The sequence below is a fragment of the Paenarthrobacter sp. 22069 genome, from assembly GCF_052046035.1.
Lineage (GTDB): Bacteria > Actinomycetota > Actinomycetes > Actinomycetales > Micrococcaceae > Arthrobacter.
This window is the reverse complement of record NZ_JBQEQF010000008.1, coordinates 40,122-61,463: the sequence shown is the minus strand read 5'-3', so window position 1 is coordinate 61,463 and position 21,342 is coordinate 40,122. Positions and strand designations below refer to the sequence as shown.

General features: G+C 65.5%; 23 protein-coding genes. 10 read left to right on the top strand and 13 right to left on the bottom strand.

All coding sequences use genetic code 11. The features are described from left to right. Nucleotides 1-37: 37 nt before the first annotated feature. Together ACTJK0_RS08325 and sigE are read right to left on the bottom strand one after the other, a co-directional pair. On the bottom strand, nt 38-922 hold the full coding sequence (locus ACTJK0_RS08325; RefSeq protein WP_440744862.1) for an anti-sigma factor: 885 nt from the start codon (nt 920-922) through the stop codon (nt 38-40). Between the two features lie 7 nt (nt 923-929). Further along, entirely contained in the window at nt 930-1,544 is a 615-nt protein-coding gene (gene sigE / locus ACTJK0_RS08320) for an RNA polymerase sigma factor SigE (RefSeq protein ID WP_043450580.1), read from the bottom strand. 230 nt (nt 1,545-1,774) lie between these two features. Here sigE and ACTJK0_RS08315 point away from each other — a divergent pair, with 230 nt between their 5' ends. Further along, complete coding sequence (locus ACTJK0_RS08315) at nt 1,775-2,407, top strand: O-methyltransferase (protein WP_440744861.1); 633 nt, start codon at nt 1,775-1,777, stop codon at nt 2,405-2,407. Nucleotides 2,408-2,463: 56 nt separating this feature from the next. Here the strand turns inward: ACTJK0_RS08315 and ACTJK0_RS08310 are convergent, their stop codons facing one another. The 4 genes from ACTJK0_RS08310 to ACTJK0_RS08295 form a co-directional block, all read right to left on the bottom strand. Then, nucleotides 2,464-2,631, bottom strand: a complete 168-nt coding sequence (locus ACTJK0_RS08310; RefSeq protein WP_009357720.1) for a DUF3117 domain-containing protein — start codon at nt 2,629-2,631, stop codon at nt 2,464-2,466. A gap of 233 nt (nt 2,632-2,864) precedes the next feature. After that, nucleotides 2,865-4,121: a hypothetical protein gene (locus ACTJK0_RS08305; protein ID WP_440744860.1), complete on the bottom strand. Its 1,257-nt coding sequence runs from the start codon at nt 4,119-4,121 to the stop codon at nt 2,865-2,867. Next, entirely contained in the window at nt 4,118-4,579 is a 462-nt protein-coding gene (locus ACTJK0_RS08300; RefSeq protein WP_110541196.1) for a DivIVA domain-containing protein, read from the bottom strand. The genes ACTJK0_RS08305 and ACTJK0_RS08300 overlap by 4 nt, the downstream gene beginning before the upstream one ends. A 43-nt stretch (nt 4,580-4,622) precedes the next feature. Then, nucleotides 4,623-5,405 carry a TIGR00730 family Rossman fold protein gene (locus ACTJK0_RS08295; protein WP_110541197.1) on the bottom strand — a complete coding sequence of 261 codons (783 nt, stop codon included), beginning with the start codon at nt 5,403-5,405 and terminating at the stop codon, nt 4,623-4,625. Nucleotides 5,406-5,509: 104 nt separating this feature from the next. Here ACTJK0_RS08295 and ACTJK0_RS08290 point away from each other — a divergent pair, with 104 nt between their 5' ends. The 4 genes from ACTJK0_RS08290 (at nt 5,510) to ACTJK0_RS08275 (ending at nt 8,781) form a co-directional block, all read left to right on the top strand. Further along, nucleotides 5,510-6,265, top strand: a complete 756-nt coding sequence (locus ACTJK0_RS08290; RefSeq protein WP_110541198.1) for an amino acid ABC transporter ATP-binding protein — start codon at nt 5,510-5,512, stop codon at nt 6,263-6,265. Nucleotides 6,266-6,319: 54 nt separating this feature from the next. Continuing rightward, entirely contained in the window at nt 6,320-7,222 is a 903-nt protein-coding gene (locus tag ACTJK0_RS08285) for a glutamate ABC transporter substrate-binding protein (protein ID WP_110541199.1), read from the top strand. A gap of 63 nt (nt 7,223-7,285) precedes the next feature. Continuing rightward, nucleotides 7,286-7,933, top strand: coding sequence for an amino acid ABC transporter permease (locus ACTJK0_RS08280; protein WP_110541200.1), 648 nt, complete (start codon nt 7,286-7,288; stop codon nt 7,931-7,933). Next, nucleotides 7,930-8,781 (top strand): amino acid ABC transporter permease, encoded by an 852-nt coding sequence (locus ACTJK0_RS08275; RefSeq protein ID WP_110541201.1) that lies wholly within the window; start codon nt 7,930-7,932, stop codon nt 8,779-8,781. Before ACTJK0_RS08280 ends, ACTJK0_RS08275 begins: the two co-directional genes overlap by 4 nt. A gap of 98 nt (nt 8,782-8,879) precedes the next feature. Here ACTJK0_RS08275 and dapE read toward each other — a convergent pair whose 3' ends face one another. Continuing rightward, a complete protein-coding gene (gene dapE, locus ACTJK0_RS08270) occupies nt 8,880-10,016 on the bottom strand; it encodes a succinyl-diaminopimelate desuccinylase (RefSeq protein ID WP_440744859.1) in 1,137 nt (378 codons plus the stop codon). Between the two features lie 51 nt (nt 10,017-10,067). Here dapE and dapD point away from each other — a divergent pair, with 51 nt between their 5' ends. Then, nucleotides 10,068-11,096 carry a 2,3,4,5-tetrahydropyridine-2,6-dicarboxylate N-succinyltransferase gene (gene dapD / locus ACTJK0_RS08265; protein WP_110541203.1) on the top strand — a complete coding sequence of 343 codons (1,029 nt, stop codon included), beginning with the start codon at nt 10,068-10,070 and terminating at the stop codon, nt 11,094-11,096. Between the two features lie 22 nt (nt 11,097-11,118). Next, entirely contained in the window at nt 11,119-11,976 is an 858-nt protein-coding gene (locus ACTJK0_RS08260; protein ID WP_440744911.1) for a hypothetical protein, read from the top strand. A gap of 29 nt (nt 11,977-12,005) precedes the next feature. Here the strand turns inward: ACTJK0_RS08260 and ACTJK0_RS08255 are convergent, their stop codons facing one another. Both ACTJK0_RS08255 and ACTJK0_RS08250 read right to left on the bottom strand, forming a co-directional pair. Continuing rightward, on the bottom strand, nt 12,006-12,617 hold the full coding sequence (locus ACTJK0_RS08255) for a hypothetical protein (RefSeq protein ID WP_440744858.1): 612 nt from the start codon (nt 12,615-12,617) through the stop codon (nt 12,006-12,008). Between the two features lie 124 nt (nt 12,618-12,741). Next, on the bottom strand, nt 12,742-13,350 hold the full coding sequence (locus ACTJK0_RS08250; protein WP_440744857.1) for a TetR/AcrR family transcriptional regulator: 609 nt from the start codon (nt 13,348-13,350) through the stop codon (nt 12,742-12,744). Between the two features lie 99 nt (nt 13,351-13,449). On the opposite strand from ACTJK0_RS08250, the gene galE reads away from it, so the two are divergent. Next, entirely contained in the window at nt 13,450-14,463 is a 1,014-nt protein-coding gene (galE, locus tag ACTJK0_RS08245; RefSeq protein ID WP_440744856.1) for a UDP-glucose 4-epimerase GalE, read from the top strand. 201 nt (nt 14,464-14,664) lie between these two features. On the opposite strand, the gene ACTJK0_RS08240 is transcribed toward galE, so the two are convergent. From ACTJK0_RS08240 to fdxA, 3 genes are all read right to left on the bottom strand, one after another. Next, a complete protein-coding gene (locus ACTJK0_RS08240) occupies nt 14,665-15,951 on the bottom strand; it encodes a citrate synthase (protein WP_018768605.1) in 1,287 nt (428 codons plus the stop codon). A 238-nt stretch (nt 15,952-16,189) separates the two neighbouring features. Beyond that, entirely contained in the window at nt 16,190-17,341 is a 1,152-nt protein-coding gene (dapC, locus tag ACTJK0_RS08235; protein ID WP_440744855.1) for a succinyldiaminopimelate transaminase, read from the bottom strand. A gap of 11 nt (nt 17,342-17,352) precedes the next feature. Further along, nucleotides 17,353-17,679 carry a ferredoxin gene (gene fdxA, locus ACTJK0_RS08230; protein ID WP_013601705.1) on the bottom strand — a complete coding sequence of 109 codons (327 nt, stop codon included), beginning with the start codon at nt 17,677-17,679 and terminating at the stop codon, nt 17,353-17,355. A 136-nt stretch (nt 17,680-17,815) separates the two neighbouring features. Between fdxA and ACTJK0_RS08225 the strand changes: the two genes are divergently transcribed. Then, nucleotides 17,816-18,055, top strand: coding sequence for a putative acetyltransferase (locus tag ACTJK0_RS08225; protein ID WP_110541208.1), 240 nt, complete (start codon nt 17,816-17,818; stop codon nt 18,053-18,055). Between the two features lie 123 nt (nt 18,056-18,178). Here the strand turns inward: ACTJK0_RS08225 and typA are convergent, their stop codons facing one another. Then, a complete protein-coding gene (gene typA / locus ACTJK0_RS08220) occupies nt 18,179-20,107 on the bottom strand; it encodes a translational GTPase TypA (RefSeq protein ID WP_440744854.1) in 1,929 nt (642 codons plus the stop codon). A 269-nt stretch (nt 20,108-20,376) separates the two neighbouring features. On the opposite strand from typA, the gene ACTJK0_RS08215 reads away from it, so the two are divergent. Continuing rightward, nucleotides 20,377-21,279: an SGNH/GDSL hydrolase family protein gene (locus ACTJK0_RS08215; RefSeq protein ID WP_440744853.1), complete on the top strand. Its 903-nt coding sequence runs from the start codon at nt 20,377-20,379 to the stop codon at nt 21,277-21,279. The last annotated feature ends 63 nt before the right edge of the window (nt 21,280-21,342 follow it).

The following is a 21,342-nucleotide window of genomic DNA, read 5'->3' as shown; positions in this document are numbered from 1 at the left end:
GACGATTCCCGTCCGGCGGACGGGTAAACAGTCCGTGTCACCGGCTGAACAGGGCTGCGATCTTGCTGATGCCGCGTTCCAGCCGCGCCTCCAGCGGCTCCGCTGACTGCCCCCCGGCGGCTTCCGGCACCTCGGCCGCAACGCCCTCCGAGGCGGTTTCGGCACGCCGCTGCAGGATGGGCAGGGCATCATCCGCCTGCTCCGCCGGCAGGTCGGACCGGTAGGTGATGGTGAGCCCGGCCGTCCGGTAGGTCGCAGCCCCGGGGGACGTTCCCCACACGTGCAGCGGGCCGCCCTCCCCTTCCGTTTGACCGACGCCGGCCGGGGACTGGTCCGCCGCTTCCGTGGCCAGCGCATGCTGTTCAGTGACAGTGGCGTGGTGGGCTCCGTCCGTGAAGCGCAGTTCCACCGCGGGCTGCCCGTCAACCACCAGCGCGCGGGCCGCTTGCAGGTGGAACCCCATCGCCTGCAGTTCGGGACAGGCCCATCCTTCGGAACGCAAGGTGGCCAGCTGGGCGTCAGTAAGCGTGCGGCCGTCGGCGGGGGTCTGGGACGAGGCATGGGAAAACGCCGCTTCGGTTCCCGCTGGCCCGCCCGTTTCAGGATCACCGGCCGCCGTGAAGGCGCCCACCGCCAGCACTCCGGCCGCGGCCATGGTTCCGCCGGCCGTGAAAGCGAGCGCCCGGGCTGCGATGCGCGGTGTGACGCCCTGCTGGACAGGCACCGGGGGTTGCGCGGCGAGCTCGTGGGTGCGCGTCAGCAGCCGCGTGGTCAGGTCGTCACTGGCGGGTGGGATTGGGGCTTCCCGAAGCCGCTCAAGATACTGCCGCTCCCGGCGCATGGCGGACGCACACTCGTGGCATGCTTCCATGTGCCTGCCGGTGCGTTGATGCCTGCCGCCGAAAGGAAACTGTGGCTTCATGCGCCGTTCAGAGAATGCCGGCGATGCGGGGCATCGAAAGCTTGCGGCGGGACTGCTGCGGGCGCGGGTCACGGTGGGCCAGCTTTTCCCGAAGCATGGTCCTGCCCCGGTGGATACGGGAGCGGACGGTGCCCAGCTTCACACCCAGGGCTTCGGCGACTTCGTCGTAGGACAGCCCCTCCAGGTCGCACAGGACCACGGCGGCGCGGAAGTCCGGCGGAAGCTCCTCCAGCGCGGCCTGCACGTCCAGGTCAAGGTTGTTCAGCTCGAAGCTCTGCTCGGGACCCGGCTCACGGCCGGGGAGGCGGGACTCGGCGTCCTCCGCCAGGGCGTCGAAGCGGATGCGGGTCTTCCGGCGGGCCTGGTCGAGGAACAGGTTGGTGGTGATGCGGTGCAGCCAGCCGTCGAGTGTTCCCGGTTTGAAGTTGTCCAGTGAGCGGAAGACGCGCACGAACACCTCCTGGGTGAGGTCCTCGGCGTCGAACTTGTTACCGGTCAGGCGGTATGCCAGCCGGTAAACCTTCGCCGAGTGGTTGGTGACCACTTCTTCCCAGGTGGGACGGACCCACTCATCATCGGGATGGCTTACTGCAGGGACAGGTGCCACAACTGAAGATGACATCGTCCACTCCCCTCGTGGAATGCTAACGCCCGGATACTGTTGACATCTCTGATTCGGCGCCGGTCACCTTTTGGATGAGCGGATACTAATCATGTCAAACTTGGCTGGGAATTTCCTGACCGGGGGCCAACTTCAGCCTTGGGCGCAACGGCGGCTTCCCGGGCCAGCCGGGCCGGACCCAGTAGGCTTGAGGAGACATTCCCCCCCTTACGCCCAGAAAGCGATAATTCATGAGCGCCGACAAGTCCAGCAGCTGGTCCTATGCAGAAGATCTGCCCGCTGAGGATGAGGTTATGCTTCGGGCACGGGAGCGCTCTTTCGAACTGGGCGTCAGCGCCATCAGCCCCGGCGTCGGCGCCGTCCTTACAGTGCTGGCTGCTGCTTCCAAAGCCCAGACCGCCGTCGAGATCGGCACCGGCGCCGGTGTCTCCGGCGTCTGCCTGCTCCGGGGCCTTGGCCCGCACGCCGTCCTGACCACCATCGACGTGGACGTTGAGCACCTGCGTGCTGCGCGCGAAGCGTTCGCCGAGGCCGGCAGCCCCGCCAACCGCACCCGCACCATTTCCGGCCGTGCCGGCGATGTCCTGCCGCGGCTCACGGACGGCGCCTACGACCTTGTGTTCATTGACGCGGACAAGCCCGGCCTGCCTGGTTACGTGGAACAGGCCATCCGGCTGCTCAAGCGGGCAGGGCTGCTGATCATCAACGACGCCCTGGACAAGGACAAGGTTGCCAATCCTGCGGGGCGGGAGCCCAACACGGTAACCCTTCGGCAGGTGGGCAAGGCAATCCGCGACGACGACAGGCTGTCTTCGGCGATGCTTCCCACCGGTGACGGCCTGCTGGTGGCCGTCAAGAAATAGCCTTCCAAAAAGGTCAGGGTGCGCAGCCCGTGGGCGGCGCACCCTGACCGGCACGACTATTCGGTAACGCCTACCAGGCATTCCTTGAGGTTGGCTGCTTCGGCAGCGTTCAGTTCGACCACCAGGCGTCCGCCGCCTTCGAGCGGGACGCGCATGATCAGGCTGCGGCCCTCCTTGGTGACTTCCATTGGGCCGTCGCCGGTGCGTGGTTTCATAGCCGCCATGAGGAATTCCCCTCCATTTTGTCCCAGGACTGATCAGCCCGGGCGGGCTGTGTCCGCATGTCGATCAGGCCGCTATGGCGGGGTGGTGCTTCCACCGCCAAGGCTGCTCGTTTTCTGAATGCTTATGTCCTTGCTTACCTATCATTATCCCGGAATTACCCGCACGTAGCTAATCGATGGACATTTCCATACCGGTGTTTTTCCCGCCCTGACCTGCACGGAAGCCGGATTTGCTAGGGCGGATAATCCCCTCCGCCGGGCAGCTGGGCCCAGGCCCACAGCCAGACGATCCAGACGATCTGGAGCAGCAGGAACATGACCACCACCGTCCCCCGGTAGGCCTTCGACCGCGAGAGGAAAGCGGCCCCCAAGGCCAGCGGAAACAGCGGAAGCAGCATCCTGAACGTGCTGGTCTGGGGGTGCAGGAACACCACCAGGTAGCCCATGTAGCAGGCGCACCAAAGCCGGAGTTCGACGCCGAGGCGCACGACTGGGGGCAGGAACAGCATGGCGGCGAACAGCGCAACGAAGACCAGCGGGGCAAGGACGCCCAGCACGGGGCCGAAGAGTTCGACGCCGGTATCGAACCAGGGCTTGAACGGGACCAGGTCCTGGCCGCGCCAGACGGTTTCGGTCTTGGTGTAGGCCTGCGGGTCACCCGTCGCCGCCCAGGCGGCCGCGGGCCAGGCAAGTGCCGACAAGCCGGCGACGGCGGTAAGCCCGGTCAGCGCCGCCAGGTCCCGGACGGAGTGGGCGCCTTCACCGGCCGGACGCTCCGGGCCGGTGCGTGCGTAGGTGACCGCGCGGAAGACCAGCAGCAGCCCCGTCATCGCGGCGAAGGGCACGCCGACAGGCCGGGAGAGGCACAGCAGCACCACCATAGGGATGGCCCAGAGGTATTGGCGCCGCACCAGCAGGAGCAGGGCCACCGCGAGCAGCAGGAGGGACAGCGGCTCAGCGTACGGCACCTGCAGCACAGCGGAAACGGGAAACACTGAAAAGAACGCAACACCCCACATGGCAGGGGCGTGCTGGGCCTTCTGCCGGAAAAGGGTGTACACCGCCAGCGCCGCACCCCAGCCGGCCAGCATGGCCACCAGGGTCAGGGAGGCAGCAGGAGCCAGGCCTGTGATACGGCTTAGTCCGCCGGCCAGAGCGGGAAAGAGCGGATAGAACGCCCACGTATTTTCCTGCACGTTGCCGGCGGCGTCCGTGGGAAGCACCGAGGGGTAGCCGCCGGCGATGACCTGGCCGTACCAGCGGGCATCCCAGATATTGATGAAGTTCCAGTAGTCCGGCTTGGCCGGGAACCACGGATTGGGGCCCTGGTGGAGCGCCGCGGCCATGAAGATGCAGGCGGAGACCAGCCGGGCGCCGGCATAGAGGGCGGTGACCTGGACCCACCATGGCCAGCCGCGCACAGTTCCGGCAGCGCGGCGGGCCGCATCGCTGGCGGAAGCAAGCGGGCTGCGGCGGGCCACTGTGCTCACAGGCCGCCCTTCCCCTGCACGGCACCCTCATGGCGCACGCTGTCGGTATCCCCGTCCGCGCCTTCTGTTTCCGCCTCTTCCACTGCGGGCGCAGCAGGCGCGGGTCCGCCGTCGAACGGTTGCCCGGGATGGTCGTCCTTTGCCGCCAGCCGGCCACGAAGCTCCGCAAGTTCCGCGTCCCGGGCGGCCAGCTGGTCCGCCAGTTCGTCCAGCACCTGGTCCACCTGGTCCATCCGGTAGCCGCGAAGGCCCAGCGAGAAACGCAGACGGGCCACGTCCTCCGGTCCTGCGTGCTCCGGCAGCAGTACCGGCGGAAGGTTGGCGGGCGGATCTCCGAAGCCGCCGTCCAGCAGGGTGGGCAGCGCAACGCCGCCCGTCTTGCGGGAACGCCCGCCCAGGACGGCCCAAAGGACCGCCGCTACCAGCACGACGGCGAGGAAGACCAGAAAGAAACTCACTGTTCCATCGTGCCAGACCTGTGGCGCAAACTCCGGTGCGCGGCTACTCGGGCCGCTGTTCCCCGTTCAGGGAAGGGGTCACCCCGCCGTGCAGGACCCGGTCCACTGCTTCCGCGGGGTCGTCCACCAGCTGGATGAGGTCGAGGTCCTTCTCCGAGACCATGCCTTCGGCCACCAGCGTGCCGCGGATCCAGTCGATCATGGGCCCCCAGAAGTCGATGCCGAGGAGCACGATGGGGAAGGAGGTCACCTTCCGGGTCTGCACCAGGACCATGGCCTCGAACAGTTCATCCAGTGTGCCCAGGCCGCCGGGCAGCACGATGAAGCCCTGCGCATACTTAACGAACATGGTCTTCCGGGCGAAGAAGTAGCGGAAGTTGATCCCGAGGTCCACCCACTGGTTCAGGCCCTGCTCGAACGGCAGTTCAATGCCCAGGCCCACCGACACGCCGTTGCCTTCGACCGTCCCCCTGTTGGCCGCCTCCATGGAGCCCGGGCCGCCGCCGGTGATCACCGCCACGCCGGCTTCAGCGAGCTTGCGGCCTACTTCCACGCCCATCTCATAGTAGATACTGCCCGGTTTGGTGCGTGCCGACCCGAAGACGCTGACCGCTTTACCGATGTCCGCGAGAGCGCCAAAGCCTTCCACGAATTCGCTCTGGATCCGCAGGACCCGCCAGGGGTCCGTGTGGACGAACTGGCCCGGCCCCTTGGTATCGAGCAAATGCTGGTCCGACATTTCCACGGCCGCCTGCTTGCGGCGCAGCTCAAGGGGCCCCTTACGGCGCGGCTGTGAATTCTTGGCCGGATCTGCGTTGATACTCATTCCCCTAGGCTAACCTCCAGCGCCAGGTATCTCTTGAATCACGATCGGCATGAACTTGGGGTGATTGGCGTCATAACGCAGCGTTGTTCGCTAGATTCTTTCTTATGACTACTCATGTGCCCGGCGATGCTCTCGTCTCCCTGAAGGCCGTTAATAAGCATTACGGCCAGCTGCACGTTCTAAAGGACATCAACCTCCAGGTCCGCAAGGGTGAGGTTGTTGTGGTCATCGGGCCCTCGGGATCCGGTAAGTCCACCCTCTGCCGGGCCATCAACCGCCTTGAGACCATCGAGGGCGGAACCATCTCCATTGACGGGAAGGTCCTGCCGGAAGAAGGCAAGGAGCTGGCCAAGCTCCGCGCCGACGTCGGAATGGTTTTCCAGTCCTTCAACCTGTTCGCGCACAAGTCCATCCTTGAAAACGTCACGCTTGGACCCATCAAGGTCAAAGGGACGTCGAAGGCGGAAGCTGAAAAGGAGGCCATGGCCCTGCTTGAGCGCGTGGGCGTCGGCCAGCAGGCGCCAAAGCTTCCCGCCCAGCTCTCCGGCGGCCAGCAGCAGCGCGTCGCGATTGCACGTGCCCTGGCAATGAAGCCAAAGGTCATGCTGTTCGACGAGCCCACCTCCGCGCTCGACCCCGAGATGATCAACGAGGTCCTGGACGTCATGGTGCAACTGGCGAAGGAAGGTATGACGATGATCGTGGTCACCCACGAGATGGGCTTCGCCCGCAAGGCCGCGGACCGGGTGGTCTTCATGGCCGACGGCCAGATTGTCGAGGATGAGACGCCCGAGGAGTTCTTCACCAACCCGAAGAGCGACCGCGCCAAGGACTTCCTGTCCAAGCTCCTCACCCACTAAGCACACCGCACCCCATCAGGCCGCCGCGGGCGGCCAACCAATGAAAGGTATCTGATGAAGAATTTCTTTACCCGGAAGAAGCCGCTGTTTGTCGCGGCAACCGCGGCGTTGGCTCTTTCCCTCAGCGCCTGTGGCGGTTCCGGCGGTGGCGGCACGGCTTCCTCCGGCACGGACGAAGCCCCCTACAAGGTGGCTGACAACGTGACCCTCACCGGCAGCCCCACCTACGACGCCATCAAGTCCAGCGGCAAAGTCCGCATCGGCGTCAAGCAGGACCAGCCGGGCCTTGGCTTCAAAGACGCGGCCACCGGCGAATACACGGGCTTCGACATTGAGATCGCCAAGTGGATGGCAGCATCGCTGGGCATGAGCAAGGACAAGATTGAGTTCAAGCCCATTCCGTCCGCCAACCGCGAGTCCGCCATCACCAACGGTGACATCGACTACTACGTGGGCACCTACTCCATCACGGACAAGCGCAAGCAGCTGATCGACTTTGCCGGACCCTACTTCGTCACCGGCCAGGGCCTGCTGGTGAAGAAGGACAACTCCAGCATCAATAGCGAGAAGGACCTCTCCGGCAAGAACGTTTGCTCGGCCACGGGTTCCACTCCGATCCAGAACATCAAGGCGAACTTCCCGGACACCAAGACCACCGAGTTTGATACCTACTCGCAGTGCGTTGAGGCGCTCAAGAGCGGCCAGGTTGACGCGGTCACCACCGACCAGGCCATCCTGCTCGGCTACGCGGCCCAGGAACCGGACAGCCTGAAGGTCGTCGGCCAGCCGTTCACCACTGAGAAGTACGGTGTCGGACTGAAGAAGGGCGACACCGCGCTGCGACAGTTCATGAACAAGACGTTCACGGACGGTAACTCTGTGTGGCAGAAGATCTACGACCAGACGCTGGGCCAGTCGGGCACGAAGGTTGAACAGCCCAAGGTAGAGAACTACTAAAACCAAAGTCGAGGGGGCGGCCATTCAGCCGCCCCCTCTTCCACTGTCGAAAGCGACGATTCTGTGAATACGCTGCTGAACAATTCGGATCTCTTCATTACGGGTTTCCGGAACACACTCATACTTTTCTTCTTCTCGGCGATCTTCGCCCTGGTCCTCGGTACCATCGTTGCCGCGCTTCGGGTCTCCCCCGTTCCGGCCATGCGCGCCACGGCGACCCTTTATGTCAACGTGGTACGCAATACCCCGCTGACGCTGGTTCTCTTCTTCTTCGCCCTCGGGTACCCGAAACTGGGCCTGGTACCGATCGACTTCACCACCGCCGCGATCATTGGCCTGAGCCTCTACACGGCCACGTACGTGGCGGAAGCGGTCCGCTCCGGCATTAACACCGTGCCGGTAGGCCAGGCCGAGGCTGCCCGCGCCATCGGCCTGCCGTTCACCCAAACCCTGACCCTTGTGATCCTGCCGCAGGCTTTCCGCGCCGTCATCCCGCCGATGTTCAGCGTGTTCATCGCCCTGCTCAAGAACACCACGGTCGCCGCCGGTTTCTCGGTCTTTGAAGCCGGCGCCATCCGGGCAAACCTCTCCGAGCGCGGCGAGCCGGCGATGATCGGCCTCCTGTGGGTGGCGCTGGTGTTCATCATCCTTGTCTTCATTCTTTCCGCGCTGCAGCGAAAGCTTGAACAGAAGTGGAAGGTTGCACGATGAGTTCAATCCTTTTTGACGCCCCCGGCCCAAAGGCCCGTGGCCGCTACCGGATCCTCGGCGTCGTCACCGCCCTCGTGATCCTGCTGATCGTTGGATTCGTGGTGCTCCGCTTCGCGGAGAGCGGTCAGTTCGAGGCCAAGAAGTGGCAGCTGTTCACCTTCCCGCTGGTGCAACAAACCATTGCCCAGTCCGTGGGTGCCACATTGGCCGCCTTCGGGACCGCGGCTGTTCTCAGCCTGGTCCTCGGCGTGCTCCTGGCGTTTGGCCGTTTGTCGGACCGCCGCTGGATCAGTGCCCCGTGCTACGGCTTCACTGAACTGTTCCGGGCAGTTCCGCTGCTGATCCTCATGATGATTTTCTACTACGGGCTGCCCACTATCGGCGTCCAGGGAATCACTCCTTTCACCGCAGTGGTTGCGGGCCTGGTGCTGTACAACGGGTCGGTCCTTGCTGAGGTGTTCCGGGCCGGCATCGAGTCCCTGCCGCGGGGCCAGAGTGAAGCCGGGTATGCCATCGGCCTTCCCAAGAGCCAAGTCATGACGAGCATCCTGCTTCCCCAAGCCGTCCGGTCCATGCTTCCGGTCATCATTTCCCAGCTGGTGGTCATCCTGAAGGACACCGCCCTCGGGTTCATCGTCACGTACAACGAGATCCTCTTCCAGGCGAAATACTTTGGCAGCCAGATCCAGTACGGTTCCCCCATTATCCCGGCAGCCATCGTTGCCGCCTTGCTCTACGTGGGGATGTGCCTGATCCTGGCAGCCTTCGCTAAATGGCTGGAGCGCCGGCTCTCCCGGAAGCCGGGCGCAGCCGTGATTCCCGCAGCTGTGGTTCCCGCGGAGGTCTAACCGCAGCCGCGAGCACCAACAACGGGAAGTGNGGGGCACTTCCCGTTGTTACGCGGCTGGGCCAGCGCCGTTCTTGGTCAACCAGCCTCTTAGCGGCCTTACAGAACCAGCCAGCTTTTGAGCGCGTCCAGGCATTTGCGGATGGCATCGGCGTGGACGTGCTCGTTGTCCTTGTGCGCCAGCAGCGCGTCGCCGGGACCAAAGTTCACGGCCGGGATGCCCAGCTCGCTGAAACGCGCGACGTCGGTCCAGCCATATTTGGGCTTGGGCTCGGCTCCGACTGCCGCAACAAAGGAGGCGGCGGCCGGGTGCTGCAGCCCGGGACGGGCTCCCGCGGCGGCATCGGTGCGGACCACGTCGAAGCCCTTCAGCAGCTCCCTGACGTGGGCTTCGGCCTGGTCCGGCGTCTTGTCGGGCGCGAACCGGTAGTTGATTTCCACCACGCAGCGGTCCGGGATGACGTTGCCGGCCGTGCCGCCGTTGATCTTCACCGCGTTCAGGCTCTCGCGGTAGTCCAGGCCGTCCACGTTGATGGTCCGCGGCTCGTAGGCCGCCAGGCGCGCCAGTATGGGCGCTGCGGCGTGGATGGCGTTGCTGCCCATCCACGCACGTGCTGAGTGTGCGGCCTCCCCCAGCGTGGTGGCCTCGAACCGGCTGGTGCCGTTGCAGCCGCCCTCCACGTTGCCGTCCGTCGGCTCCAACAGGATGGCGAAGCTGCCCTGCAGCAGATCCCCGTGGTTCCGGACCAGGCGGCCAAGGCCGCTCTTCACCGCCTCCACTTCCTCGTGGTCGTAGAACACGAAGGTGACGTCCCGCCGGGGCTGGGCGCCGCCGTCGAACAGGCCTGCCGCCAGGGCGAGCTGGACCGCCACGCCGCCCTTCATGTCCGTGGCGCCGCGCCCGTACACGATGCCTTCCCCGGGGACTCCGGACTCCCAGGTGGACGGCACGGTACCCTTGGCGCCCTCAGTCGTCGGCAGTGGAACGGTGTCCAGGTGTCCGGCCAGGATGACGCGCTCATCCAGGCCAAGCTCTGTACGGGCAATGATGGCATCCCCGTCCCGCACCACCGTGAGCTGGGGAACCTTCAGGAGGGCGGCTTCGACGGCGTCGGCAAGCTGTTGCTCATTGCCCGACACGCTGTTGATATCCATCAATGCTGCGGTCAACAACGCCACGTCCTGGCGGAGGTCGAGGGTGGTCACGGCGGGTTGGGGCGCGGTTTCGGCAGTCACGAAGCCAGTCTAGTTCGAACCGGCTGCCCCGCCCTCGATAGACTGGGGGACATGACTGAGACCGCTTCTTCCGCTGTGCCCGAAACCCTGACTTCCTCCGCTGACGACCGTTCCGCCTACGGCTTTGGCGTGGCCACCATCGCCACCTCCGGCGGCGAGGCCACCGTCCTGGACGCCTGGTTCCCCGCACCGGCACTCGGCGTGGCGGCCGAGAACCTCCGCTCCGTGGAGAACGCCGACGAAGCCCTGACCAGTATCGCCGAAAACGGCCGGGACGAAGACCGCGGCACCGAGCAGAAGGTGGTCTTTGTCCAGATCAACCTGGATGAAGCCCCCGCGGACACGGCCGACGCCTACCTCCGGCTGCACCTGCTCTCGCACCGCCTGGTCCGGCCCAACACCATCAACCTGGACGGCATCTTCGGCAAGCTTCCCAACGTCGTGTGGACCAACTTCGGGCCGGCCGCCGTCGAAGGCTTTGAACTGACGCGCGCCAAACTGCGCCGCCGCGGGGCGGTAACGGTCTACGGCATCGACAAGTTCCCGCGCATGGTGGACTACGTGGTCCCCAGCGGTGTCCGCATCGCCGACGCCGACCGGGTCCGCCTCGGCGCGCACCTCGCGGCCGGGACCACCGTCATGCATGAGGGCTTCGTCAACTTCAACGCCGGAACCCTGGGCACCTCCATGGTGGAAGGCCGCATTTCCGCAGGCGTCGTGACCGGCGACGGCAGCGACGTTGGCGGCGGCGCCTCCATCATGGGCACCCTCTCCGGCGGCGGCAAGGAAAAGATCACCATCGGCGAGCGTGTCCTGCTTGGCGCAAACTCAGGTGTGGGCATCAGCATCGGTGACGATTCGGTGGTGGAAGCCGGCCTCTACGTCACGGCCGGCACCCGCGTCCGCGTTCCGGGCCCGAAGGACGAGGTGGGCGAGGACACCACCAGGATCGTCAAGGCTGCCGAGCTTTCCGGCGTGCCCAACCTGCTGTTCCGCCGCAACTCCACCACGGGCGCCGTGGAGGCCCTCCCCCGCAAGGGGCAGACCGTGGAACTGAACGACGCCCTGCACGCCAACTGATTCCTTCGTGGCACCTCTGTCTGTGGCGCGCAGACGCGGCCTGCGCCGCCTGGCGGTGCTGCTGCTCACCCTTGCCCTGCTGGCAGGCGGGATCTACACGGCCGTGTACTTCGTGCAGCGTTCCGAGACACTCGTTTCGGAACGCTGCACGGCGGCAGCAGCAGGCCGGAGCGGGGAACTGGCACCGGATCAGGCAGCCAACGCGGCGCTGATCACCGCCGCAGCCGTCCGGCGTGGACTCCCTCCGCGGGCTGCCACCATCGCCCTGGCTACGGCGATGCAGGAATCCAAGCTGCGCAACATCGAGCACGGAGACCAGGCGGGCCCGGACTCGCGGGGCCTCTTCCAGCAGCGGCCGTCCCAGGGGTGGGGCACCGAGGCGCAGATCATGGATCCGTACTATGCCGTTAACGCCTTCTATGACGCGCTGGTGAAGATCCCGGACTATGAGACGCTGGACATTACCGAGGCCGCCCAGCGGGTCCAGCGGTCCGCCTACCCCAAGGCGTATGCCCAGCACGAGGACATGGGCCGCGCGTTCGCGTCCGGGCTTACCGGGCAGACCCCGGCCGGGGTCCAGTGCACCCTTCGCTCCGCCACGGCCGGCGGGAACTCCGCCACCGTTGCCACTGAGCTGGAGCAGGCGTACGGCGGCGTGGACGCGCAGGTGGACGGCGCGTCCCTGGTAGTGGATGCCGACGGAGCGTTTGCATGGTCGGTTGCCCAGTGGGCGGTGGCCAACGCCAAGGACCTCTCAGTGACCCAAGTGGAGGTTGCCGGCCATACCTGGCAGCGGAACGGCGCGGACGGCTGGAAGGAGTCGGGCGCCGCCGAAGGCCAGGTGCGCATCACCTTGCGCAAGGACGACGGCGGGAGCTGAGTGCCGCCGTCGTCCTGAGGGATGACGCGCTAGACCAGGATCTCGAGCACCGGCTGGACGTAGCTGCGGAACAGTTCCGGCTGCCCCATGAGCTCCTGGCTCATGATGATCTTGTCCGGCTCCAGGTACCAGGCGCGCTGTTCATCCAGCGGCAGCTCGATAATTGTCAGGGTGAAGTCGCGTGAGTTCCTGCCCACTTCCATCAACCTGTCGTCCACCATCTCGCCGAGCAGCTGGTCAGTTCCGGTTGCCACGCGTTCGGCTTCAAGTTCGGCGTACTCGCTCCGCCGTTCCCTGGCCCAGGTGAGGGCAGCGCCGAAGTGGGCGTGCAGCAGCCGCTGGAGGGCTGGCGAGTTGCCGAAGGCTTCAAAGCCGGGCGGCGAAAGTTCCGGCGCCATGTGCGGGTGGGCCTTGACCAGCTGCTCCCACCACGCCTCCCATTCAGTCTTCAGTGCGCTGAGGCCGCCGACGTCGGAGGTCAGGTGGGTGTGGTCGGCCGGCCTGATCTTGGGCGCCGCATGCGAAAGTACGGGGCGGCCAACACCATTGAGGCCGGCGGCGTCCCGGACGTAGAGCGCAATCATCATCGGTCCGGACGTATCGGTGGTGATCTGCCATCCTGAACCGCTTGCGTGCTGCATCCAAAGTCCTTCCCCTGGCCCACTTCTTCCGGGCGCCACGCGCCCGTCCGGCTTACCGGCTATCAGTCTATTCCCGCAGCCTATCCGCGGTAATGCCGGGACGGTGCGAGGATGCAGCAGGTGTTTACCGCACCAGGCCGTCCAGGTGCCGTTCCAGGACGTCCCGGCACATCCTGGCCGTCATCCAGCCCGGTTGCAGCAGGGCATGCATGCACAGGCCGTCCAGCATGGCCAGGAGCCGCTCGGCTTCCAGCACCAGGTTCTCCTGCGGTTCATCACCGGGCAGCACAGCGGCAACCACTGCACCCACGATGGCGGCGACTTCCCGGTGGCTGCGGTCTGCTTCCGCGGCAAGGAACGGCCTGATGCGTGCCGCGTTCTTGAAGGCCAGCCAGGCGCAGGCTTCCACGGCTGATTGCTCGTCGAGGGGCAGCATGCCGCCCAGGAGGGTTAATACCGCCTCCCGCTGCGCGTGGCTGTCGCGGACAGCCTCCCGGACAGGCGGCAGCAAAGCCTCCAGCCGGCCCACCACCCGGTCCACCACCATGCCGAACGTAAACGCCAGGAGTTCCTCGCTGCCCGCAAAGTAATGCCGCACCGAACCCACGGCCAGCCCGGCCTCATCCGCCACTTCCCGCAGGGAGGCCCGCTCCAGCCCATCGACGGCGATAATGCGGAGGACCGCCTGGACTACATCCTGCCGCCTGGCACCGGCGTCTACTATTTTGGGCACCATCCTTATTAGCACACTTGTGCTTCCACTGCCGCGCGCGGTCGCCCGCCATCCGGGACGCAGGGGCGGGGACCGCCTGCCGTGGGATAGCGTTGAGGCATGAAAATCTTGGTTACGGGGGGCACCGGGTATATCGGTTCCCACACTGTTCTTTCCCTGCAGGAAGCCGGCCACGACGTGGTCGTCATCGACAACCTGGTCAACTCCAGCGAGGAATCACTGCGCCGCGTGGCGGAACTCAGCGGCAAGACCGCGGACTTCCATCACGTGGACCTGGTGGACGAGGCCGCCGTCGAAAAGGTCTTTGCCGGCGCGGGCATCGACGCCGTCATCCACTTCGCCGGCCTCAAGGCCGTGGGCGAATCCGTGCAGGAACCGCTGAAGTACTACTACAACAACCTTGTAGGCACCCTGAACCTGATCCGCGTCATGGACCGGCACGACGTCCGGTCCATCGTCTTCAGCTCTTCCGCCACGGTCTATGGCGAGCACAACCCCATCCCTTATGTGGAAAAGATGGAGATCGGGGCCAACAACCCCTACGGCCGCACCAAGGAACAGATCGAAGACATCCTTGCAGACCTGGGCGCAGCCGATCCCCGCTGGCACATAGCACTGCTGCGCTACTTCAACCCGGTGGGCGCCCACCCCTCAGGACGGATCGGCGAAGACCCGCAGGGCATCCCCAACAACCTGGTGCCGTTCATCGCCCAGGTTGCCGTGGGCCGCCGCGAGAAGCTCATGGTGTTCGGCGGCGACTACGACACCCCGGACGGAACCTGCCTGCGCGACTACATCCACGTGGTGGATCTGGCCGAAGGGCATGTCGCGGCGCTGAACCACATCGCGGACCGGACCGGCGTGTTCCGGTGGAACCTTGGCTCGGGGAAGGGCTCCTCCGTCCTTGAGGTCCTGCGTTCCTTCGAGAAGGCCGTGGGCAAGCCCATCCCCTATGAGATCACCGGCCGGCGCGCCGGAGACCTCCCCGCGTTCTGGGCGGACGCCACCTCGGCCCTGGCGGACCTGAGCTGGTCCACCACCAAGACCGTCGACCAGATGTGCGAGGACCACTGGCGCTGGCAGAAGAACAACCCCCAGGGCTACGCCTCCTGACCCTGCCCTCCCCATCGATTGCTCCGTAACGGCCCTATTGAGCCCCAAAAGGGCCGTTATTCAGCAGTGGATGGTGAATAAAACGAAACGGCCGCCCACCTGTGGAAGGTGGGCGGCCGTCGTCGTAATGCCTGTCGGCGGGTGGGCCCGCATCGGCGAGGGACCCGGACCGAGCTTGCGAGGTCCGGGAGCCGGTGGGGATCAGCGGACGGGGTAGTCGCGCTCCGGTTCACCGATGTACAGCTGGCGCGGGCGGCCGATCTTGGTGTTCGGGTCGCTGATCATTTCGCGCCACTGGGCAATCCAACCCGGCAGGCGGCCGATGGCGAACAGCACGGTGAACATCTTCTCCGGGAAGCCCATGGCCTTGTAGATCAGGCCGGTGTAGAAGTCCACGTTCGGGTAGAGCTTGCGCTGGATGAAGTAGTCATCGCTGAGCGCCTTCTCTTCCAGGCGCATGGCGATATCCAGCAGTTCGTCGTTGCCGCCGAGCTTGCTGAGGATCTCGTGGGCCGTGGCCTTAACGATCTTGGCGCGCGGGTCGTAGTTCTTGTAGACCCGGTGTCCGAAGCCCATGAGGCGGACGCCGTCTTCCTTGTTCTTGACCTTCTCCATGTAGTCCTCGGGCTTGAGGCCCTCGGCCTGGATCTGGCGGAGCATCTTCAGCACGGCCTCGTTGGCGCCACCGTGCGCGGGGCCAAAGAGGGCGTTGATGCCGGCCGAGACGGAGGCGAAGAGGTTGGCGTTGGAGGAGCCCACCAGGCGGACGGTGGAGGTCGAGCAGTTCTGCTCGTGGTCTGCGTGCAGGATGAGCAGCAGGTCCAGGGCCTTGACGATGACCGGGTCCAGCTCGTACTGCTCGGCGGGCAGGCCGAAGCTCAGGCGCAGGAAGTTCTCCACCAGGTTCATGGAGTTGTCCGGGTACAGCATGGGCTGGCCGATGGACTTCTTGTGCGCGTAGGCGGCAATAACCGGCAGCTTGGCCATCAGGCGGATGGTGGAAACCTCCACCTGCTCGGCGTTGAACGGGTCCAGCGAGTCCTGGTAGAAGGTGGACAGCGCGGACACGGCCGAGGACAGCACCGGCATGGGGTGCGCGTCGCGCGGGAAGCCGCCGAAGAAGCCCTTGAGCTCCTCGTGCAGCAGGGTGTGGCGCCGGATCTTCTGGTCGAACTCGTCCAGCTCGGTGGGCGTGGGCAGGTTGCCGTAGATCAGCAGGTAGGACACCTCGAGGAAGCTGGAGTGCTGCGCCAGCTGCTCGATGGGATATCCGCGGTAGCGCAGGATGCCGGCATCGCCGTCGATGTAGGTGATCGCCGAGGTGGTTGCTGCGGTGTTCATGAAGCCGGGGTCGAACGTGACAGCGCCAGTCTGCTTCAGCAGCTTGGAGACGTCGTAACCTTCGTTCCCTTCAACAACCTGGATGCGCGGGAGCTTCAGCTCGCCACCTGCATGGAGCAGGGTCGCAGCATTGTTGGTCTCAGTCATGGAGTCCCCTTCATGAGGCGTCTTCGGCCTCTGTCGAAAGCTTGATCCAATATCAGGTGAGCCGCGCACGAAGCCTGAGGAGACAGGTTCCAACACCCGGGCTGCCTTCTTGTAGAAAGCCACCATTGATCGTCACTTAAAAAGTACCGCTCCTTGGCGGGTGTCACTAATCCGAAGGCTTCCAATCCGGCCCAAAACACGCCGGATGTGGGGCGAGTCACACTATTATTACGTGTCCTCAGGAAGAGGATCCGGCAAGCCGTTCAACCGCAGCGTCGATGCGCTCGTCGGATCCGGTCAGCGCCACCCGGACATAGCCGTTGCCGGCGTCACCGTAGAAGACACCGGGGCCCACGACGATGCCAAGGCCGGCCAGCCGCGACACCGTGTCCCAGGTATCCTCACCCGCCGTCGACCACAGGTAGAGGCCGGCGTCTGAATCCTTGATCTGCAGGCCGAAGTCCAGCAGCGCGGGGACCAGCCGTTCCCGCCGGCCCCGGTAGAGGTCCTTCTGGGCTTCCACGTGGGCGTCGTCACCCAGGGCAACCCGCATGGCCTCCTGGACCGGGTAGGGGACGATCATGCCGGCGTGCTTGCGGCTGTTGACCAGGTTTGGCATCAGGTCAGGGTCGCCGGCGACGAAGGCGGCCCGGTAGCCGGCAAGGTTCGACTGCTTGCTCAGGGAGTACACGGCAAGCAGGCCCTGGTGCGAGCCGCCGGCCACACGGGGATCAAGGATGCTGGGGACCCGCTGGCCGCCGCGCTGGATGTCCCAGCTGCCCCAGCCAAGCTCTGCGTAGCATTCGTCCGAGGCCACCACAGCGCCCAGGTCACGCGCCTGGTCAACCAGGGCCTTGAGCGATGCTGCATCGCGGACGCTGCCGGTGGGGTTGCCGGGCGAATTGACCCAGATAAGGCGCACGCGTGAACGCGTGGCATCATCGAGCTCGTCCAGGTTGTCGGTGGCAACGGACGTGACGCCGGCAAGGGTGGCACCGATGTCGTACGTCGGGTAGGCCACCTTGGGGCGGACGACGACGTCTCCGGGCTTGAGGCCCAGCAGCAGCGGCAGCCACGCAACGAGTTCCTTGGACCCCACTGTGGGCATGATGTTCCGGGGATCCAGGCCGGACACGCCGCGCCGGCGCTCGAACCAGCCTGCGATCGCCTTACGGAGCGCCGGAGTGCCGTGAACGGTGGGATAACCGGGAGCATCCGCAGCGGCTTTCAGCGCGTCCTGCACCAGTTGCGGCGTGGGATCAACGGGCGTCCCGATGGAGAGGTTTACGGCTCCCCCGGCATGCTCCGAGGCTTTGGCCAGGTAGGGCGCCATGGCCTCCCACGGGTAGTCGGGCAGGTCCAGGCCAAAGGAATTCACTGCTGCGGTCACTTTCCGTCCGGTCAGTGGTCTTGGTTCTGCGGCGGCAGGGCGGCGATCATGGGGTGGTCCTTGCCCGTGTTGCCGATCTTGGCCGCACCGCCCGGGGAACCGAGGTCGTCGAAGAATTCGACGTTTGCCTTGTAGTAGTCGGCCCATTCCTCCGGGGTGTCATCCTCGTAGTAGATGGCCTCCACGGGGCAGACCGGTTCGCACGCGCCGCAGTCGACGCATTCGTCCGGATGGATGTACAGCGAACGCTCGCCTTCATAGATGCAGTCGACGGGGCATTCCTCAATACATGCCTTGTCCTTAACATCCACACACGGCTGCGCGATTACGTACGTCACGTCCCTGGCCTCTCCACGTTGGGTTCCGGCGTCCCGCCGGCTCTTGCATCCGGCGGCACGGCCGGACTGTTGACATCTGAGCCTATTATCTCCCAGCCCGTTACCGCGAACCTAGCCGGGACCCTAGTATGAACTGGTGAGTCAGCCCGTCCCCGCGCCCGTCCGGTTCCTGTCCTCGGCTGCACCCGGAACCCGGGTAGTGGTGCGCTACCGCCTTGAAGAGGGCTTCACGGACGCCCTGGGCCACCTCCTGGCGTGCGACGCCGGCTCCTGCACCGTCCGGACCCGGCAGGCCGACGTCGTAATTCCGCTCGGGCGTGTTGTGGCCGCCAAGGAAGTCCCGCCCGCTCCCCCGCGCCGCGGGGCGGTGCGCTGACGGCGGTTCCAGCGTGCAGGGGCTGTCCCGGCACCTGGAGTCTCCGATTCATTGCGGAACCTGGAATTTAAACGCAGAATGCCACCGGCATGGGCCGGTGGCATTCTGCGTTATTCGGTGTATTTAGACCTTCGCGCGGGCGCGGTTGGCCTTGGAGCGCTCATTGGTGTCCAGGATGACCTTGCGGATGCGGATGGCCTCCGGGGTCACCTCGACGCACTCGTCCTCACGGGCGAATTCCAGCGATTCCTCGAGGGTGAGCTCGCGCGGCGGGGTGAGGTTCTCGAAGGTGTCCGAGGAAGCGGCACGCATGTTGGTGAGCTTCTTTTCCTTCGTGATGTTGACGTCCATGTCGTCAGCGCGGGAGTTCTCGCCCACGATCATGCCCTCGTACACCTCGGAGGTGGGCTTGACGAAGAAGGAGCCACGTTCCTGCAGGTTGATCATGGCGAACGGCGTCACAACACCGGCGCGGTCGGCGATCATGGAACCGTTGGTGCGGTATTCGATCGGACCGGCCCACGGCTCGTAGCCTTCGGAGATGGAGGCGGCGATGCCGGCACCGCGGGTGTCGGTGAGGAACCGGGTGCGGAAACCGATCAGGCCACGGGCCGGAACGATGAATTCCATCCGGCACCAGCCGGTGCCGTGGTTGGCCATGTTGGTCATCCGGCCCTTGCGGGCTGCCATCAGCTGGGTGACCGCGCCGAGGTATTCCTCGGGCACGTCGATGGTCATGTGCTCCATCGGCTCGTGGACCTTGCCGTCGACGATCCGGGTGACCACCTGAGGCTTGCCCACGGTCAGTTCGAAGCCTTCGCGGCGCATCTGCTCGACCAGGATGGCCAGCGCGAGCTCGCCACGGCCCTGGACTTCCCAGGCGTCCGGGCGCTCGGTGGGGAGCACCCTGATGGAGACGTTACCGATCAGTTCCTTGTCCAGGCGGTCCTTGACCTGGCGCGCGGTGACCTTGGCGCCCTTGACCTTGCCGGCCAGCGGCGAGGTGTTGATACCGATCGTCATGGAGATCGCGGGGTCGTCCACGGTGATCAGCGGCAGGGGCTGCGGGTTCTCGGCGTCGGTCAGGGTCTCACCGATGGTGATGTCCTCGATACCGGCGACGGCGACGATCTCACCGGGGCCGGCGGACTCGGCCGGAACACGGTCCAGGGCCTTGGTGGCCAGCAGTTCAGTGATCTTGACGTTCTTGAGCTCACCGTTGGCGCGCGCCCAGGCAACGGTCTGGCCCTTGCGGAGGGTGCCGTTGTAGATGCGCAGCAGTGCCAGTCGGCCGAGGAACGGGGAGGCATCCAGGTTGGTGACGTGTGCCTGCAGCACACCCTCCGGGTTGTAGGTCGGAGCCGGGATGTGCTCAATGATGGTCTGGAAGAGCGGCTCCAGGTCCTCGTTCTCCGGAGCAGTGCCGTCGGCGGGCTGCTCGAGGGACGCGCGGCCAACCTTGGCGGCGGCGTAGACAACGGGGACTTCGAGGATCTTGTCCAGGTCCAGGTCCGGAACTTCGTCGGCGAGGTCGGAGGCCAGGCCCAGGAGCAGGTCCATGGACTCGTGGACAACCTCTTCGATGCGGGCATCGGGGCGGTCGGTCTTGTTGACCAGCAGGATCACGGGCAGGTGCGCGGCGAGGGCCTTGCGGAGCACGAAGCGGGTTTGCGGCAGCGGACCTTCGGAAGCGTCCACGAGCAGCACGACGCCGTCCACCATGGACAGGCCGCGCTCCACCTCGCCGCCGAAATCGGCGTGGCCGGGGGTGTCGATCACGTTGATGGTGATGGTCTCACCATTGGAGGACGGACCGTTGTAGGCCACCGTGGTGTTCTTGGCCAGGATGGTGATGCCCTTTTCGCGCTCCAGGTCACCGGAGTCCATCACGCGGTCTTCGAGGTGGTTGTGCTCGGCAAAAGAGTTGGTCTGCTTGAGCATGGCGTCGACCAGGGTGGTCTTGCCGTGGTCAACGTGGGCCACAATCGCGACGTTGCGCAGGTCACTGCGCGATGCAGTGGCTACCGCGGTGTTGGTGGTGGTTTCAGACATGCGTAAAGGCTCGATTCAGTGGAGTCAGCTGTTGTATCGCGACATTTCCAACTGGAACGCACGACGGATCCGGCCCTTTGCACAGGGCGCCTTCCATCATTCTAGCCGCTGTGCCATTTATAGGCCTAAAATCCGGCGGCATGGGCGGCAGGCCAGGCCCGGCGATCAGGGGCGGGTGGTCTGCCATGTGACGAATTTCACTCTTTGCCCTGCGTGCGTGGCATGATTGCGGGACACAGCGTCCACCCCTGAGCAAGCCGGAGCCAACAATGCCCCCAGCCAAGGCGAGTCCCCGGGCCTCCGCCCGGATTGCCGCCGCAGCACTGACGGGTCTCCTTGGAGCATCGGCAGTGCTGGGAGTATCAGGGTGCGCGGTTGGCGGCGGGACTTCCACGAACGGAAACCCGTGGACCGGCGGACCGGCCGGCAATGCGCAGGCGGCAGCCGGGCAACCGGGCGGCGCGGGGGCGGTGACTGCCGCAGCGGCCACGTCCCGCGTCCGGAACCCCGGCAACGGCAGGATGGAAGCAGTGGTTCCGGACATCAGCCGTACCGTGCTGCTGATTGGTGATTCACAGTCGGAACCCACGGACGGCTGGCCTCGCCTGGGCCTGGCTTCAGCGGGCTACAACGTGTACTTCTGCGGCCGCGGCGGGACGGGCTACGTCGCAGCGAACGGTGCCACGGGCAACTACATCGATGCCCTGCAGCGCGGCGACTGGCTGCTTCCCTCCGGTGCGCCGGCACTGATCGTCATCGAGGGCGGCGGCAACGATGCCGCCAGCGGCGCAAGCAACGCCAGCATCGCAGAAAACGCGGCACGGCTCTTCGCCGAACTGAAGGCCCGCTATCCCGGAACGCGGATGGCAATGATCGGCACTCTAGCTCGCGGAGCAGACAACGGCGGCGGCCGCCGGAGCGAGGTGGACACCTTGCTGGGGTCGGTGGCCGGCGTTCACGGACTGCCCTTTATTTCGGTGGGCGACTGGCTCACCAGATACGGATTGGCGAAAGACCTTGCCGATTCGGTGCATATGAACACGGCCGGGCGGGCAGCCCTCGGCGGGATACTCGCCGGAAGGCTGCGTGAACTCGGACTGGACCGGAAGCCTTCGGTTGAGCAGGGTCCCCTTGCCGCGGTGGCCGGAAGCAGCAGCGCCCTCCAGGACTGATCCAACCCCTGGTGCACCGCAGTACAGGCAGCACTTAAACGGCTGGAGCCGGGACCCGCGGTC